This is a genomic window from Halomonas sp. DP3Y7-2 (assembly GCF_019800795.1).
GTDB lineage: Bacteria > Pseudomonadota > Gammaproteobacteria > Pseudomonadales > Halomonadaceae > Halomonas > Halomonas litopenaei_A.
Genome location: NZ_JAHVKJ010000008.1, coordinates 489,101 through 504,200, shown reverse-complemented (window position 1 = coordinate 504,200; position 15,100 = coordinate 489,101). Strand labels below are relative to the sequence as shown.

Genomic DNA, 15,100 nt, shown 5'->3' with positions numbered 1-15,100 from the left:
ATCCAGGGCTGTGGTCCAGCACTATCGACCATAGCCTCGGCACGCCATACATGCACCGTCCAACGGCAGACGACCCTCAATGACGCTTGCCCGGGATGTCTTTACCAGCCTGAGCGACCACCTGCGCCCGCTGCTGGCCTACCATCTGCTTTTCACCCTGTTCGCCTCCGCCCTGCTGTTGCCCACACTGGGTTGGCTGCTGGCCATCTGGCTGGAACAGGTCGGTCGACCACTGGTGACCACTGCCGACGCCGTCGAGCTGTTGCTGTCACCTCTGGGCTTCACCTGGGTCTTTGCCTTTGCCGCCGGCCTGCTGACGCTGCTGTACCTGCAGCAGGCCGGCATGATGCTGGTGGCGGTCGAACGCCAGGGCTCCCATGCGCGTCAGGCACTGGTGGCGCTATGGCAGAGCCTGCATCGGCTGCCAGCACTGGCCACACTGGCGTGCCTGCAGGTGGCCGTTCACTTAAGCGGCGTGGCCATCCTGCTGGCCTGTGCCCACCTGGTGCATGACAGTCTGCTCAGCGGCCTGGACGCCTATTATGTCCGTCACGTGCGACCACCGGCTTTCTGGCTCTATCTCTCTACCTTGCTACCGATGGTAGGACTGTGGCTGGCCTTCGCGGGAAGGCTGTACATTCGCTGGTGGCTTGCCTTGCCAAGCCTCGTGCTGGAGGGCCTCAAGCCCTTTGCCGCATTGCGTCGCAGCCACGCTCTGACGGTCAAACGCCAAGGCGGCCTGGCACTGGTCATCTTCAGCATGCTGACCATCCTGCTGGCCCTGCCTTCCGCGGTCTCACTGGTATTCAGTGCCTGGGTCGGCCCCCTGATCGCCAACCTGCCGGATATCGGCGCGGTGGTCATACCGACCATGCTGGCGGTGGTGACCTCGGCCACGCTGCTGACCCTGGGCGTCGCCTTTGCCATCATCGTCGTCAATGCGTTGCTGGCGACCTGTCTTTACCTGCGGCGTGCCCATCGCCTGCCCCGTCCCGCCCCACCCCCTGCCGATGCCCATCCGGGTCGCTGGGCATGGGGTATCGAGGTGGGCATCGTGCTGTTTGCCCTGTCTCAGGCGTGGTTGATGGTCGAGCGACAGGATATCCGCGAACAGGTCGACGTGATCGCCCACCGGGGCGCCTCCATGGTCGCGCCGGAAAACTCCATGTCGGCGATTCGTCGCGCCATGGACGACGGTGCTGATGTGATCGAGATTGATGTCAGGCTGGCCGGTGACGGCACCGTGGTACTGAGTCACGATGCCACCCTGCTGCGCCTGGCCGGTGATGACCGACGCATCGGTGATCTCGACTGGAGCGAGCTGGCCAGACTGGACATCGGCGCAAGCTTCGCGCATGCCTTTGCCGGAGAGCCCCTGGCCAGGCTCGACCGAGTGCTGGAGGAGGTGCGCGGACGCGCTAGGCTGTTGATAGAGCTCAAGCCTGAGCGGGGCCAGGAAGAAGCGCTGATCAAGGCTGTGCTAGGCGACCTGCAGAGGGAGCGGCAGCAGCGGCTGGCATGTCGTCACGATGCCACGGACAAGCTCGAACGGCTCGTCTGCGGCGACCCGCAGCTGCTGCAGACCAGCTGGCTGGCATCGCTGTCCTATCGCCAGGTTCAGCGCATCAATCAGCTTGCGCCCGATGCACGCAGCCTGCTGCTGGCGGAGTGGGCATTGCCCGGAAGCCTGCCCTATCGCCATTTCAATGGGCTCGGGCTGCGCCATACGCAGATTGACGACGACCAGCTGCGCCGGGCTCACGTGAGCGACAAGCCGCTGTACGCCTGGACCGTCAATGACCCAGCGCGCATGGCTCGCCTGATCGACCTGGGGGTCGACGGTATCATTACCGACCGACCCGACCTGCTGACGGCGCTGCTGCGCGAGCGCCAGGCCATGAGCGACGCGGAACTGATGCTGACCAAGCTACGCCACTGGCTGGAGAGCTGAGCTCCGGCGGCGGAGACATGGCACTGCCAGCCAGAGGCCAAGTGGCGTAGCCAGCCAGAATCCAAGTGGCAGTGCCAGCCAAAGCCCAGCTGGCGCTGCCAAGGCTCAGCCAGGCATGACCTCAGTCGCCCATGACGACGCCTTCTCGACGGGGGTCAGCGCCACCGAACAGACCCTCTTCGGTGACCTCCAGTGCCTGCAAGCCGCTGGTCAGCTCACGGGTCTCCACCTCGTGCCCCATCCCCTGCAGATCACGCACGGTGGCCTCGGGAAAACGCCCTTCCTCCAGATAGACAGCGTCACCCAGCGTGATGGCATGGGGCAGATTGAGCGCCTGCTGGGCATCGAGCCCACGCACCAGCATGGCGTCCAGCGTCTGGGCAGTGTAGTGGATGATGGCCGCGCCCCCCGGCGACCCGAGGCTGGCCACCAGGTCGCCGCTCTCACGCTCGAACACCAGCGTCGGACTCATGCTGGACCTGGGCCGCTTGCCCGCTTCGACCCGGTTGGCAATGGGCGTGCCTTGCTCATCGGTAGGCGTAAAGGAAAAGTCGGTCAGCTCATTGTTGAGCAGGTAGCCGCCGTCCAGGTCCGACCCTCCATTGGCCATGATGCGCGAGCCAAACGCCTGCTCGATACTCGCGGTCATGGCGACCGCCTGTCCGTCACCATCAATGATGCTGATGTGGCTGGTGCCATACTCAGGCTGATGGGGCTGCGACGCGTAGGCTGTCTTCATCGCCCCTGGGTTGCCCGGCCGCGCCACACCGGTGCCCATGCTCTGCTCTTCGATCAACTCGGCCCGCTTGGCCAGATACTCCGGCGCTACCAGCGAGCTCCACGTACCGCCTGGGGCCTCGACAAAGTCGCTGTCACCAATGAAGCGGGCGCGGTCGGCAAAGGCCAGGCGCGACGCCTCAAGGAACGGGTGCAGCCAGTCCACGGTGGGCACCCCCTCATTCAGCGCGGTCTCGATCTCGGGCCTGGCCTCCATGATGCCCAGGATCTGCATCATCGTCAGATGCCCCGAGGAAGGAGGCGGAAAACCGCAGACCTCCCACTGCCGCCAAGGGGTACACAGTGCGTCCCGCTCCACGGCCGCGTAGCCGGCCATGTCCTCGAGACTCAGGGTGCCCGGCATGTCCGGATGATTCTGTACCCTGGACACCAGATCCTCGGCAATCTCACCGGTATGCAGAGCCGTGCTCCCCTCCTCGCTGATCTTGGTCAGAATCGCCGCCAGCGCAGGATTGCGTAACCGGGTGCCGACCGCCACAGGCTGCCCTTCGCCATCGAAGAAGTAGGCACCTGCGACATCGTCTTCCGCTAGCGATGGCGTGGCGGCCAGACTCTGGTGGAGGCGTGGACTGACCTCGAAGCCCTCGGTTGCCAGGGTGATGGCGGGCACGAACAGGGACGCCCATGGCAGCTTGCCATGTTCGTCGTGGGCCAGCTCGAGCATGCGCACGGTGCCGGGCACACCGACGGAGCGGCCACTTTCCACGGCGGTCATGAACTCGATCGGCTCGCCGTCTGCATCCAGAAACAGCGCCTCGTCGGCCCCTAGCGGAGCCTTCTCTCGGCCATCGAAGGCGTGGACCCTCTCGCCGTCATGCAGCATCAGGAAGGCGCCACCGCCAATCCCACTGGACTGAGGCTCGACCAGCGTCAGCACCATCTGCACCGCGACCGCCGCGTCAATGGCGTTGCCACCTGCCTTCAATACCTGATAGCCGGCATCCGTCGCCAGCGGGTTGGCCGCTGCCACCGCAAACCGCTCGGTCGCCCAACCCGGCTTTTCCTCGTAACCGGAGCCCTCCTCTGGGGAAATGGCCGGACGGGTATAGTCAAACGCTGGCGCGGCTTCCACTGCCGATGCCAGGAGACTGCTTGCCATTACCCAGGCCACTGCCGTGGCCAGGCCGTCAGGCCGACGCAAGAACGTCGCTCTCATCACCGCTCCTTTTGTGACGAAATCAAAGATGCCTTATGTGTTTCTGCATAGGTGTGTTTATGCATAGGTGTGCTGATGCATAGTTGCTGCTTCAGCATAGTTTATCGCAGCCTACGATACCGCACGCTCATGCTCGCTTCTCGTGGCGCCGGATGCGCAGCCGGCAAAACGCGCAGATAAGCGCCAAGGCCAGCATCACCAGCGTCAACCCGCCAAGGGTGGAAACCAACTGATGGTACCCCTGCGGTACATCCTCGGCGCGCTCGGCCATGCCTTTTTCCGCCAGGCGCACCACCCCAAACACCAACGCCATCAGCAGGCCCAACGGCAGCGCCGAGCGCACACGCGCAAGCGCCTTGGTCAATGACCAGGGCGGGGTGGGCTCGCGCTTGGGTCGCGGTGTCTTTGGTGCAGAGGTGGTCGCCTTGGCCGCAGCGGCCTTGTCGCTGCCCGCCTTCTTGGCGCGACTCGCCGGAGCCCGCTTGCTGCGCGCCTTGGGTGTCGGTTTTTTCGCCGCCGGGGTCCGCTCAGGCAGGATACCCGCCAGCAGCCAGCGCCCAAGCGACCAGCACATCCATCCCAGGCACACCCCGATGGACAGCAGCACGCTCCCCATGACCAACAGATATGCCATTACAACGTCCTATCAACAAACTGCCTGTATGGTGCCAATTCTCATGGCCCTTGGGGAGCCCTGGAGGCCACTTTGCTGCCTGCTCGGCACGCGCCGCTCGTCGCGGCATCATCGGCCACTACACCTGATACGGCGATGTCATGCACCCCGAACCAACGTAACACGCCGCGGCCATGGCCGCGGCGTGAATACGGAGGGTGCTTACAGACGCTTTCGTCGGAAGTTCTCGTCAGAAGCTCTGGTCAAACGCTCTCGTCAGACGTTCTGGTCACACGCCCTCGACAGAGGGCGCTGCTAGCCTAGCCGATGGTTTCGCCCGCCAGCATGAACCAGGTTTCCAGTACAGCGTCCGGGTTCAGGGACACGGAGTCGATACCCTGCTCCATCAACCACTTGGCCAGCTCCGGATGATCCGACGGCCCCTGGCCACAGATGCCCACGTACTTGCCCTTGGCCTTGCAGGCCTGAATCGCCATGGCCAGCAGCTTCTTGACGGCGGGATTACGCTCATCGAAGAGGTGCGCCACAATGCCGGAGTCGCGATCGAGACCTAGCGTCAGCTGGGTCAGGTCGTTGGAGCCAATAGAGAAGCCATCGAAGTACTCGAGGAACTCGTCCGCCAGCAGGGCGTTGGCAGGCAGCTCGCACATCATGATGACCTTGAGCCCGTTGTCGCCGCGCTTGAGGCCGTTGGCCGCCAGCAGGTCAACCACTTCGCTGGCTTCCTCGGTGGTGCGAACGAAGGGAATCATCAGCTCGACGTTGTCGAGTCCCATCTCGTCGCGCACCCGCTTCATGGCACGGCACTCGAGCTCGAAGCACGGCCGGAAGGTCTCGGAGATATAGCGCGACGCGCCGCGGAAGCCGAGCATCGGGTTCTCTTCGCCGGGCTCGTACAGCTTGCCGCCGATCAGGTTCTCGTACTCGTTGGACTTGAAGTCCGACATGCGCACGATGACACGCTCGGGGTAGAAAGCGGCGGCCAGGGTCGAGATACCCTCTACCAGCTTGTCGACATAGAAGCTGACGGGATCGTCGTAGCCGGCAATACGCAGGTCAATGGTCTGTTGCAGCTCACCCGGCAGCGTGTCGTACTCCAGCAGGGCCTTGGGGTGCACACCGATCATCCGATTGATGATGAACTCCAGGCGCGCCAGGCCAACGCCCGCGTTGGGCAGCGTAGAGAAGCTGAAGGCACGATCCGGGTTGCCCACGTTCATCATGATCTTGAACGGAATGTCGGGCATGGCGTCGACGCTGGTCACGTTACGATCGAATTCCAGCAGGCCGTCGTAGACGTGGCCGGTATCACCCTCGGCACAGGATACGGTCACTTCGCGACCATCACGCAGTACCTCAGTGGCATCACCACAGCCAACCACCGCGGGGATGCCCAGCTCACGGGCAATGATCGCCGCGTGACAGGTACGTCCACCGCGATTGGTGACGATGGCCGAGGCACGCTTCATGATCGGCTCCCAGTCCGGGTCGGTCATGTCCGTCACCAGCACGTCGCCGCTGTTGACCTTATCCATCTCGTCCGGGCTCAGGATCACCTTGACCGCACCACGGCCAATGCGCTGACCGATGGCACGGCCGGTGACCAGGGTGCGCCCCTTCTCTTTCAGCTGGAAGCGCTCCAGCGAGCCGCCTTCCTGCTGAGACACCACGGTTTCAGGACGCGCCTGCACGATGTACAGCTGGTTGTCGTCGCCATCCAGCGCCCACTCGATATCCATCGGGCGGCCATAGTGCTGTTCGATGGTCATCGCCTGGCGCGCCAGTGCCATGACCTGTTCATCGTTGATGCTGAAGCGACCGCGGTCGGACAGGGGCACGTCCACGGTCTCGACCGACTTACCCGCGCTGGCGTCGCCGGTGTAGATCATCTTGATCAGCTTCGATCCCAGGTTGCGGCGCAGCACTGCAGGGCGCCCTGCCGCCAGGGTGTGCTTGTGCACGTAGAACTCATCGGGGTTCACCGCGCCTTGTACCACGGTCTCCCCCAGGCCCCAGGAAGAGGTGACAAATACCGCGTCGCGGAAGCCGGACTCTGTGTCCAGGGTGAACATGACGCCACTGGCGCCGGTCTCAGAGCGCACCATCTTCTGCACCCCGGCGGACAGCGCCACGTTCTCGTGGGCATAGCCACGATGCACGCGGTAGGAGATGGCGCGGTCATTGAACAGCGACGCAAACACCTCGTGCACCGCACGCTTGATATTGTCGTAGCCTTCAATGTTGAGGAAGGTTTCCTGCTGGCCAGCGAAGGAAGCGTCAGGCAAGTCTTCCGCCGTTGCAGAGCTGCGCACGGCCACCTTCAGGTTCGGATGCTTGCCCAGCATCTGCTCGTAGGCCTCGCGCAGCGCCGCCTCGAAGGCGGGCGGCAGGGGCGTATCGATCACCCACTGACGAATCTTGCTGCCGGCCTCGGCCAGGGCATTGACGTCATCGACGTCCAGGCGTGCAAGTTCCTGATTGATTCGATCATTGAGCCCCTCGTGGGAGAGAAACTCGCGATAGGCATCAGCGGTGGTAGCGAAACCGCCGGGCACCGTGACCCCCGCTCCCGCCAGATTGGAAATCATCTCGCCGAGAGAAGCGTTCTTGCCGCCAACGCGCTCGACGTCGTTCATGCCCAACTGATCAAACCACAGAATGTACTTGTCCACGTGACCCCCTTGGATGTCGACGAACTCGTCCATGACACGCCGTCATGACTGGATGCTGGCGACTCTATCAGCGCCCCACCATATTCGCCATTGGTCTAAGAGCGAAGTCACTGGAGGATTTTTACAACACCGGGGGAAAAAGCCAGCTTTCTGTAGTCTGGACACCTTCAGGGGCATCGGCGTGCCACTACGCAGCGCCTCCATCAGGGTCATGGCGGCGTCCGACTGATATCCCCCCGGCCCTTCCCTCACCTGGCTTGGGGGCCGACGGTCTCGGCCCATCATTGGGCCAGCACAGCCGATTGATCTGCTTGTAGTGAGGGAGGCCAATCCTGGCTAATTTTACTTCGAACGCGCACAACTTGTCTGTCCCCGCCATGCAGCGGACAATGCCAGCACTCTTTACAAGGTATCCGCCATGACCCGTACCGCTTTCTTCATTTCCGACGGCACCGGCATCACCGCCGAAAGTCTTGGACGCAGCCTGCTGGCCCAGTTCGAGAACGTCGAGATACGCAAGTTGACCAAGCCTTATATCGACACTATCGAGAAGGCGCGCTCGCTGGTCGGGATCATCGAAGCCACCGCGGTAAGGGACGGCGTGCAGCCGATCATCATCGACACTATCGTCGACGAAAAGATTCGCGCTGTGATTCGTCAGGCGCCGGGGTTCAAGGTCGATATCTTCTCGACCTTTCTGGAGCCGCTGGAAAAGGAACTGGAAACTCATTCGTCCTACAGTGTGGGGCGCACTCACGCCATTTCCAGCGATGACGTCTACATGGACCGCATTCACTCGGTGCACTTCGCCCTGGACAACGACGATGGCGCCCGCACCCATCAATACGACCAGGCGGACGTGATACTCGTCGGCGTGTCGCGCTGCGGCAAGACCCCAACCTCGCTCTACCTGGCACTGCAGTTCGGCGTTCGTGCCGCCAACTACCCGCTGACCGAAGACGACCAGGACGACAGCGGCACCCTGAAACTGCCGGCCGTGCTGGCCAAGCAACGCCACAAGCTGTTTGGCCTGACCATCGATCCCAGGCGACTGGCAGCGATTCGCCACGAACGAAGGCCCAATAGCCGCTACAGCAGCATGGACCAGTGCATGCAGGAGGTCGCTCAGGCTGAAGCCATGTTCCGACAGCTGCATATTCCGTTCATCGACGCCACGCGCTTTTCCGTGGAAGAGATTTCGACGCGCATGATTGCGGAAACCGGCATCAACCGCCGCTTTTCCCCTCGCTGATCGCGCTCAGGACATCGGGGCAAGTGCTCCGAGTCCCCGGTTACATCTGCTCTCTCTGTCCGATGGGCCTCACGGTCGGCACGGTTGACTGTCGGCCCACGGACAGACGTCCACTCGTCATCTTTGCAGCAAGTGCTTGTCTCTATCGCTTCGCCCACGTCCTTTACCTCTTCGACAGCAGGCCGCTCAGCTTGCAATGAGAGTCAATCTCGTTACTATTTCAAGGACGCGTTCCAGCGCCTCCTTCCTGCCTTCGTGAAAAGGACAATTCCATGATCTCTCGTCTTGTGCGTCGCCCTCTGGCGCTTGCTATCGCGGCCGGTGCTCTCGCTGTGGCTTCCCATGCTTCCGCCGAGGATGTCACCGCCGACGCCGTCGTCGGCCACTACGCTGACCTGGCACACACCACCTACAGCGATGCGCTGAAGACCGCCAAGGCGTTGGACGTCGCCATCGATGAGCTGCTGGCGGCCCCGACCTCCGAAACCTTGGCTGCCGCCAAGAAGGCCTGGCGCGAGGCACGTATTCCTTACCAGCAGAGTGAGGTCTTCCGCTTCGGCAATGCCGTGGTCGATGACTGGGAAGGCCAGCTCAACGCCTGGCCGCTGGACGAGGGCATGATCGATTACGTCAGCCAGGACGGCTATCAGCATGAGCTCGGCAACGCCGGTGCCACCGCCAACATCATCGCCTCCTCCTCGATTACCGTCGGCGGCGACGAGATCGACGTCTCCACCCTTTCGCCGGAACTGCTGGCAGAGCTTAATGAAATTGGCGGCTCCGAAGCCAATGTCGCCACCGGCTATCACGCCATTGAGTTTCTGCTGTGGGGACAGGACCTGCATGGCTACGAGCCGGGTGCCGGAGAGCGTGGGGCCAGCGACTTCGCCCTTGGCGACGACTGCACCAACGGTAACTGCGATCGCCGCCGCGCCTACTTGAAAGCCGCCAGCCAGCTGCTGATCCAGGATCTGGAGTGGATGGTGGCCCAATGGGCACCGGTGGACGAAGACAACTATCGCCGCGAGTTGACCAGCGTACCGAGCGAAGAAGGCCTGCGCCGTATTCTGTTTGGCATGGGGTCGCTGTCACTGGGCGAGCTGGCCGGTGAGCGCATGAAGGTCGCGCTGGAGGCCAATTCCTATGAAGACGAGCACGACTGCTTCAGCGACAACACCCACAACTCGCACTACTACAATGGCAAGGGCATTCAGAACGTCTACACCGGCCAATATCAGCGCATCGATGGCAGCGTTCTCGAGGGACCCAGTGTAGAGGCCCTGCTGGCGCAGACCGACAGCGACCTGGCGCAGACCCTCGAGCAGCAGCTTGAGAGCTCCATGGCAGCCCTGGGCACCCTCAAGCAGACGGCGGAGCAGAGCGAGTCGCCCATGACCTTCGACATGATGATCGCTCCAGGCAATGAGCAAGGTGCGGCCATCGTCAACGACGCCATTCTTGCCCTGGTCACCCAGACTGTCTCCATCGAGCAGGCCGCGGGCGAGCTTGGCGTCACCTCACTCGAGCCGGATGATGCCGGTCACGACTTCTGATCTTCTCCTGGCCGGAGCTTTGTTGATGTAGATCACATCCAGGCCAGAAACTAAATGATGAAATGCGATTCATTCGCCTCGAGAAGCCGCACGCCAAGGCGTGCGGCTTGACTGTGTCAAGGAATCGCCAGATGCGTCACATGCCCACACTAAACCGTACCTTGCCAGTCTTGCTGGCTGGGCTCACCCTTGGCACGCAGGTCCTTGCCAGCGGCGAGCCATCACTCCAGACCGATCCTCGCTCCGGCGGCGAAGGCTCGGTCAAGCAGTTCGACCACAACGCCTACTCGCTGCCGCTGGGCAACATGAGCATGACCAAGCGGCTCGACTTCAGCGTCGGCAACAGTTTCTTTCGCAATCCCTGGGTCGTGGCCCCCGCCAGCACCGATGCCCGTGACGGCCTTGGTCCACTGATCAATACCAACAGCTGCCAGGGCTGTCATATCAAGGACGGTCGCGGCCACCCGCCGGCGGACGGTGAACCACCGGTGTCCCTGTTCCTGAGGCTATCCGTGCCGGCCACCACCGCGGACGACCAAGAGCTAGTCAGGCGAACCGGCGCTGTGCCGGTGCCCCACTACGGCCGCCAGCTGCAAACCGCGGCGATTCCGGGCGCAACGCCTGAAGCCGACATGGTTCGATCACTCTCGCCCAGAGAGATCACCTTCGATGATGGCCACCAGGTCACGCTGGCGGTGCCCACCTACCACATCGAGGATCCCGCCTACGGCGACCTGCCCGAGACGCTGCTGACCTCGCCTCGGGTGGCGCCACCGATGATCGGACTGGGCCTGCTCGAAGTCGTGGACGAGGACCAGCTGCTGCAGTGGGCGGATCCCGACGATAGCGACGCAGACGGTATCTCCGGGCGCGCCAATCGCGTATGGGACGTGCGCCAGCAGGAGACGGTGCTGGGACGATTTGGCTGGAAGGCCGGCGAACCCAGTGTGGAACAGCAGAGCCTGCATGCCTTCGCCGGCGACATGGGGCTGACCTCACGTCTGGCCGCCGCTACCGACTGCATGCCAGGCCAGGGCTGCGAGGACTTCCCCGACGGCGGCGACCCGGAGGTCAGCGACGAAGTGGCCGACTTTGTCACCTTCTATGCCTCGAGCCTGGCCGTTCCGCAGCGAAGGAACATGCAGGATCCTGCGGTACAGGCCGGCGCCCGCCAGTTCAACGAACTCGGCTGCGCCGCCTGCCACCGCCCCAGCCTGACCACACCAGAGGACACGGCTCGTCCAGAACTGGCGGGCCAGACCCTGTGGGCCTATACCGATATGCTGCTGCATGATATGGGGCCTGAGCTTGCCGACGGCCGCCCCGAGTACCAGGCAGATGGCAACGAATGGCGCACCCCGCCGCTGTGGGGCATCGGTCTTGCCCAGCAGGTCAACCCCCAGGCAGGCTTCCTCCACGATGGCCGGGCACGCACCCTTGAAGAGGCCATCCTGTGGCACGGTGGTGAAGCGCTCGCCGCCCGGGATCGTTATCGCGCTCTTGCGCAGCAGGAGCGTGCACAATTGCTGGAGTTCCTGAATTCACTATGACGTACCGCTCACGCTCCCCCTTCGCGTCACTTTCTCGCGCCTTTTCACTGGGTGGCGCCACGCTGGCGTCGATCGTCGCGATGTACAGTAGCGCCGCCCTCGCTGACCAGGCGGGTACTTCGCCCCGTGAGACGTGGCATCACGATATCCAGCAGGGTTACCAGCAGCTGAACCGCACCACCGAGTCCCTGGCGGAGGCCTTCGCGCCGGGTTGCGATGCGCTCGATCATGACGCCCTGGCAGCGCACTGGCTGGACGCCTACCAGGCCTGGCAGGCCGTCCGCTTCGTCGACTTTGGCCCGATCGAGGTCGACAGTCGCGCCTGGCAGCTGCAGTTCTGGCCTGACAACAAGAACCTGGTCGGCAGTCGCATCGCCAGCCGACTGCGTCAGGAGACGGCGGTCACGCCCGCTGACATCGCCGCCGCCGGCGTCGCCGAGCAGGGCTTCCCTGCCTTGGAGTACCTGCTGTTTGACGACGCCATGACGCAGCACTCGCTCCAGCAGCCGAATGCCTGTGCGCTGGCCCAGGCCATCAGTCAGCACCTTGCTCAGGTCGCCAGCGAGCTGAACCGCGATTGGCAAGCCTTCCGCTCCCACTACCTGGCCACCGACAGCTACTCCGAGGCCACCGTTCACGCCGCGCTGCAGTCCCTAGAGATCCTCGAGGACAAGCGCCTGGGCGAGCCCCTGGGGATGATGGGTGCACCGGCCAATGGCTACCGCGCAGAGGCCTGGCGCAGTGATGCCTCGATCACCCTGGCGACGGCCACCCTGGAGGGACTGCAGGATCACTTCGTCCCGGGGCTAGAGCGGTGGCTCTCGCAGCAGCACCAGGACGAGCTTGCCGCGGCATTCAGCGACCAGCTCAAGGATGCGCTCGACCAGGCACGTCAACTGGACACAGGGATTGCCACTGGACTGCAAGACGACCAGGCGCGCCAGCAGCTGGCCACGCTCTATCTGGAAGTTGCCCAGCTACGCCAGGTACTCGGCGATGAAATAGCCCCGGCGCTAGGTATCGTTCGCGGCTTCAACTCGAGCGACGGAGACTGATCCCATGTCATCGAGGCTAGCCATCGGCCGCAAACAGCCGTCGACGTCTCGACAAGCGTCGGTTCAGAACCCCCTGCGCCGACGGCTGCTGGTCAGCTCCAGTGCGGGACTCGCCCTGACTGGCCTGGCGTTATCGGGTGTGCCCACATCGCTGTGGGCCAGCGACGAGCAGCAGCGGCGTGAGTGGTTTTTCAGCGCGGTGGACGACACCCATGGCGGCCATCACCTGGCGGGTCTTCGGCGTGACGGCAGCGAGCATTTTCTGCTGCCAGCGCCAGAGCGCTGTCACGGCGGCTGCCTGCGGCCAGGCCACGACCAGGCGGTGCTGTTTGCACGTCGTCCCGGCTACCGCTTCCACGTCATCGACGCATCGCATCAAGCGACGCTGATGACCATTGAAGCGGGTGACGGGCGCCACTTCTATGGACATGGGGTATTCGACCCCAGCGGCCGTTGGCTCTACCTCACCGCCAATCGCGTCGAGGATGCCATGGGGCTGGTGCAGGTGCGGGATGCAGAGGATCACTATCGCCTGGTGAATGAGTGGGAACTGGACGGTATCGGGCCCCACGAGATCGGCCTGATGCCCGACGGTGCCAGCCTGGCGGTCGCCCTGGGCGGCATCCTGACCCGTCCCGAAAGCGGCCGCGCCAAGCTCAACCTGGCTGAGATGGCACCGGCCCTGCTGCTGATCGATCGCCAGAGCGGTGACATTGTGGAGCGCCACCGCCCGTCTCACCACCAGCTGAGCTGCCGCCACCTGGATATTGCCGACGATGGCAGTATCATCGTCGGCTATCAATTCCAGGGCCCCGAATGGGAAACCCACCACCCGCTGATCGCCAGGCGATCCGCAGATGGTGGGTTTGAGGAGTGGACCCTGCCCGACCAGATCCAGGCGGGCCTTGCCCAATACACGGCAAGTATTGCGGTCAGCCAGGTTGCCGCCACTGCAGCGGTATCTGCACCCAGAGGAAACCGCGTGCTGCTGATCGACCGTAACAGTGGCGCGCTGCAGGCAGACCTCCCGATCGACGATGCTGCCGGGCTTCGCTGCGACGGCAGCGGCGGCTATCTGATCACCACCGGCAGCGGTGATGTCCACCACCTTGCGTCGTCAGGTCACCATAGCCTGGTCGCCTCGCTGCCGCTGCGCTGGGACAACCATCTGACCTGAGCAGCAACATCCACGTATTACTTGAGAAGCAACACCAGGGACCAGGCGCCTCAGCGAATGATGCCCTCGCGCCTGAGTCGCGCGATATCGTCTGCACTGAGCCCCATGTCGGTCAGCACACGCTCGCTGTGCTCGCCGAGACTGGGGGGTGGAACATCGGCGGTGGCACTCTCGCCATCGAAGCGCAGCGGGTTGGCGACCTGGGGCACGCCATCAATCTCACGGGCCATCCCCCGGTGCCGCACCTGGGGATCGGCAAACACTTCCGTCAGGGTGTGAATCGGCCCTGCGGGAATGCCCAAGGCTTCGAAGCGCGCCAGCCACACATCCCGTTCATCGCCGCTGAGTATGCCCTGGATCAAGGCCACCAGGTCGTCACGATGGGCCACCCGCCCTTCATTGGTGGCGTACTCGCCCTGACTCCACTCGGGATGCCCGAGCAGTTCAGCGAGGCGTGCAAACTGTCCATCATTGCCTACCGTCAGCACCAGGTGGCCATCCCGACAGGCAAACGCCTGGTAGGGAACAATATTGGGGTGGGCGTTGCCATAACGCTCTGGTGCACGACCACTGACCAGCGTGTTCAGCGCCTGATTGGCCAAGGTCGCCACCTGGACGTCCAGCAGTGCCAGGTCGACATGGCTGCCTTCCCCGGTGTCACGCCGGCGATTCAGTGCCGCCAGAACGCCAACGGCAGCGTACAGCCCGGTCATCACATCCGTAATGGCCACGCCTGTCTTCATCGGCATGCCATCGGCTTCGCCGGTCAGGCTCATCAAGCCGCCCATGGCCTGGATCATGAAGTCGTAACCCGCCCGATGGGCATAGGGGCCAGTCTGACCGAAGCCGGTGATGGAACATACCACCAGAGCAGGATTCAGCGCCCGCAGCGACGCAGCGTCCAGGCCGTAGCGCGCCAGCCCTCCGACCTTGAAGTTCTCGAGCACGATGTCAGCGCCGCGGGCCAGCGCCTTGACCAGGCGCTGGCCCTCGCCGCTGGCAATATCGATCGCCAACGACTGCTTGGCTCGATTGGCACACAGGTAGTACGCCGCCTGACGCTCGACGTCCTGTTCAGCCTGCGCCACCCCCTGGTGCCAGGGGGGACCCCAGCCACGGGTGTCATCACCCCGACCTGGATGCTCGATCTTGATCACCCTGGCCCCCATGTCAGCCAGCAGCTGACCGCACCAGGGTCCTGCCAGTACCCGTGACATGTCGAGCACCGTCACACCGGACAGCGGTCGATTCGCCCCCAGGCCGGGACCGGCAGCTGCAGCAATCGACATCTCGCTCATCGTG

Annotated in this window: 10 protein-coding genes; 6 read left to right on the top strand and 4 right to left on the bottom strand. The window is 63.6% G+C overall.

The genetic code is table 11. The features are described 5' to 3' along the window. Positions 1-79 precede the first annotated feature (79 nt). A complete protein-coding gene (locus KUV45_RS11870) occupies positions 80-1,951 on the top strand; it encodes a glycerophosphodiester phosphodiesterase family protein (RefSeq protein ID WP_222163171.1) in 1,872 nt (623 codons plus the stop codon). Positions 1,952-2,072: 121 nt separating this feature from the next. Here KUV45_RS11870 and KUV45_RS11865 read toward each other — a convergent pair whose 3' ends face one another. The 3 genes from KUV45_RS11865 to ppsA form a co-directional block, all read right to left on the bottom strand. Further along, a complete protein-coding gene (locus tag KUV45_RS11865) occupies positions 2,073-3,848 on the bottom strand; it encodes a gamma-glutamyltransferase family protein (protein ID WP_222163253.1) in 1,776 nt (591 codons plus the stop codon). Positions 3,849-4,032: 184 nt separating this feature from the next. Beyond that, positions 4,033-4,539 (bottom strand): hypothetical protein, encoded by a 507-nt coding sequence (locus tag KUV45_RS11860; RefSeq protein WP_206938195.1) that lies wholly within the window; start codon positions 4,537-4,539, stop codon positions 4,033-4,035. Positions 4,540-4,838: 299 nt separating this feature from the next. Continuing rightward, complete coding sequence (ppsA, locus tag KUV45_RS11855; protein WP_206939197.1) at positions 4,839-7,211, bottom strand: phosphoenolpyruvate synthase; 2,373 nt, start codon at positions 7,209-7,211, stop codon at positions 4,839-4,841. A 418-nt stretch (positions 7,212-7,629) separates the two neighbouring features. Here ppsA and KUV45_RS11850 point away from each other — a divergent pair, with 418 nt between their 5' ends. From KUV45_RS11850 to KUV45_RS11830, 5 genes are all read left to right on the top strand, one after another. Continuing rightward, entirely contained in the window at positions 7,630-8,463 is an 834-nt protein-coding gene (locus tag KUV45_RS11850; RefSeq protein ID WP_206938193.1) for a pyruvate, water dikinase regulatory protein, read from the top strand. 272 nt (positions 8,464-8,735) lie between these two features. Further along, a complete protein-coding gene (locus KUV45_RS11845; protein ID WP_222163170.1) occupies positions 8,736-10,016 on the top strand; it encodes an imelysin family protein in 1,281 nt (426 codons plus the stop codon). A 131-nt stretch (positions 10,017-10,147) separates the two neighbouring features. Then, on the top strand, positions 10,148-11,566 hold the full coding sequence (locus tag KUV45_RS11840; protein ID WP_224852018.1) for a di-heme oxidoredictase family protein: 1,419 nt from the start codon (positions 10,148-10,150) through the stop codon (positions 11,564-11,566). Beyond that, complete coding sequence (locus KUV45_RS11835; protein WP_222163169.1) at positions 11,563-12,621, top strand: imelysin family protein; 1,059 nt, start codon at positions 11,563-11,565, stop codon at positions 12,619-12,621. Before KUV45_RS11840 ends, KUV45_RS11835 begins: the two co-directional genes overlap by 4 nt. A 4-nt stretch (positions 12,622-12,625) precedes the next feature. Continuing rightward, positions 12,626-13,798, top strand: coding sequence for a DUF1513 domain-containing protein (locus tag KUV45_RS11830; protein ID WP_222163168.1), 1,173 nt, complete (start codon positions 12,626-12,628; stop codon positions 13,796-13,798). Between the two features lie 50 nt (positions 13,799-13,848). On the opposite strand, the gene KUV45_RS11825 is transcribed toward KUV45_RS11830, so the two are convergent. Then, positions 13,849-15,096, bottom strand: coding sequence for a CaiB/BaiF CoA-transferase family protein (locus KUV45_RS11825; protein ID WP_224852019.1), 1,248 nt, complete (start codon positions 15,094-15,096; stop codon positions 13,849-13,851). Between the last annotated feature and the right edge of the window lie 4 nt (positions 15,097-15,100).

Bases quoted from the DNA above. Each gene is read 5' to 3' on its own strand.
- KUV45_RS11870 (WP_222163171.1), top strand. From the start codon at position 80: ATGACGCTTGCCCGGGATGTCTTTACCAGCCTGAGCGACCACCTGCGC.
- KUV45_RS11865 (WP_222163253.1), bottom strand. From the start codon at position 3,848: ATGGCAAGCAGTCTCCTGGCATCGGCAGTGGAAGCCGCGCCAGCGTTT.
- KUV45_RS11860 (WP_206938195.1), bottom strand. From the start codon at position 4,539: ATGGCATATCTGTTGGTCATGGGGAGCGTGCTGCTGTCCATCGGGGTG.
- KUV45_RS11850 (WP_206938193.1), top strand. From the start codon at position 7,630: ATGACCCGTACCGCTTTCTTCATTTCCGACGGCACCGGCATCACCGCC.
- KUV45_RS11845 (WP_222163170.1), top strand. From the start codon at position 8,736: ATGATCTCTCGTCTTGTGCGTCGCCCTCTGGCGCTTGCTATCGCGGCC.
- KUV45_RS11840 (WP_224852018.1), top strand. From the start codon at position 10,148: ATGCGTCACATGCCCACACTAAACCGTACCTTGCCAGTCTTGCTGGCT.
- KUV45_RS11835 (WP_222163169.1), top strand. From the start codon at position 11,563: ATGACGTACCGCTCACGCTCCCCCTTCGCGTCACTTTCTCGCGCCTTT.
- KUV45_RS11830 (WP_222163168.1), top strand. From the start codon at position 12,626: ATGTCATCGAGGCTAGCCATCGGCCGCAAACAGCCGTCGACGTCTCGA.
- KUV45_RS11825 (WP_224852019.1), bottom strand. From the start codon at position 15,096: ATGAGCGAGATGTCGATTGCTGCAGCTGCCGGTCCCGGCCTGGGGGCG.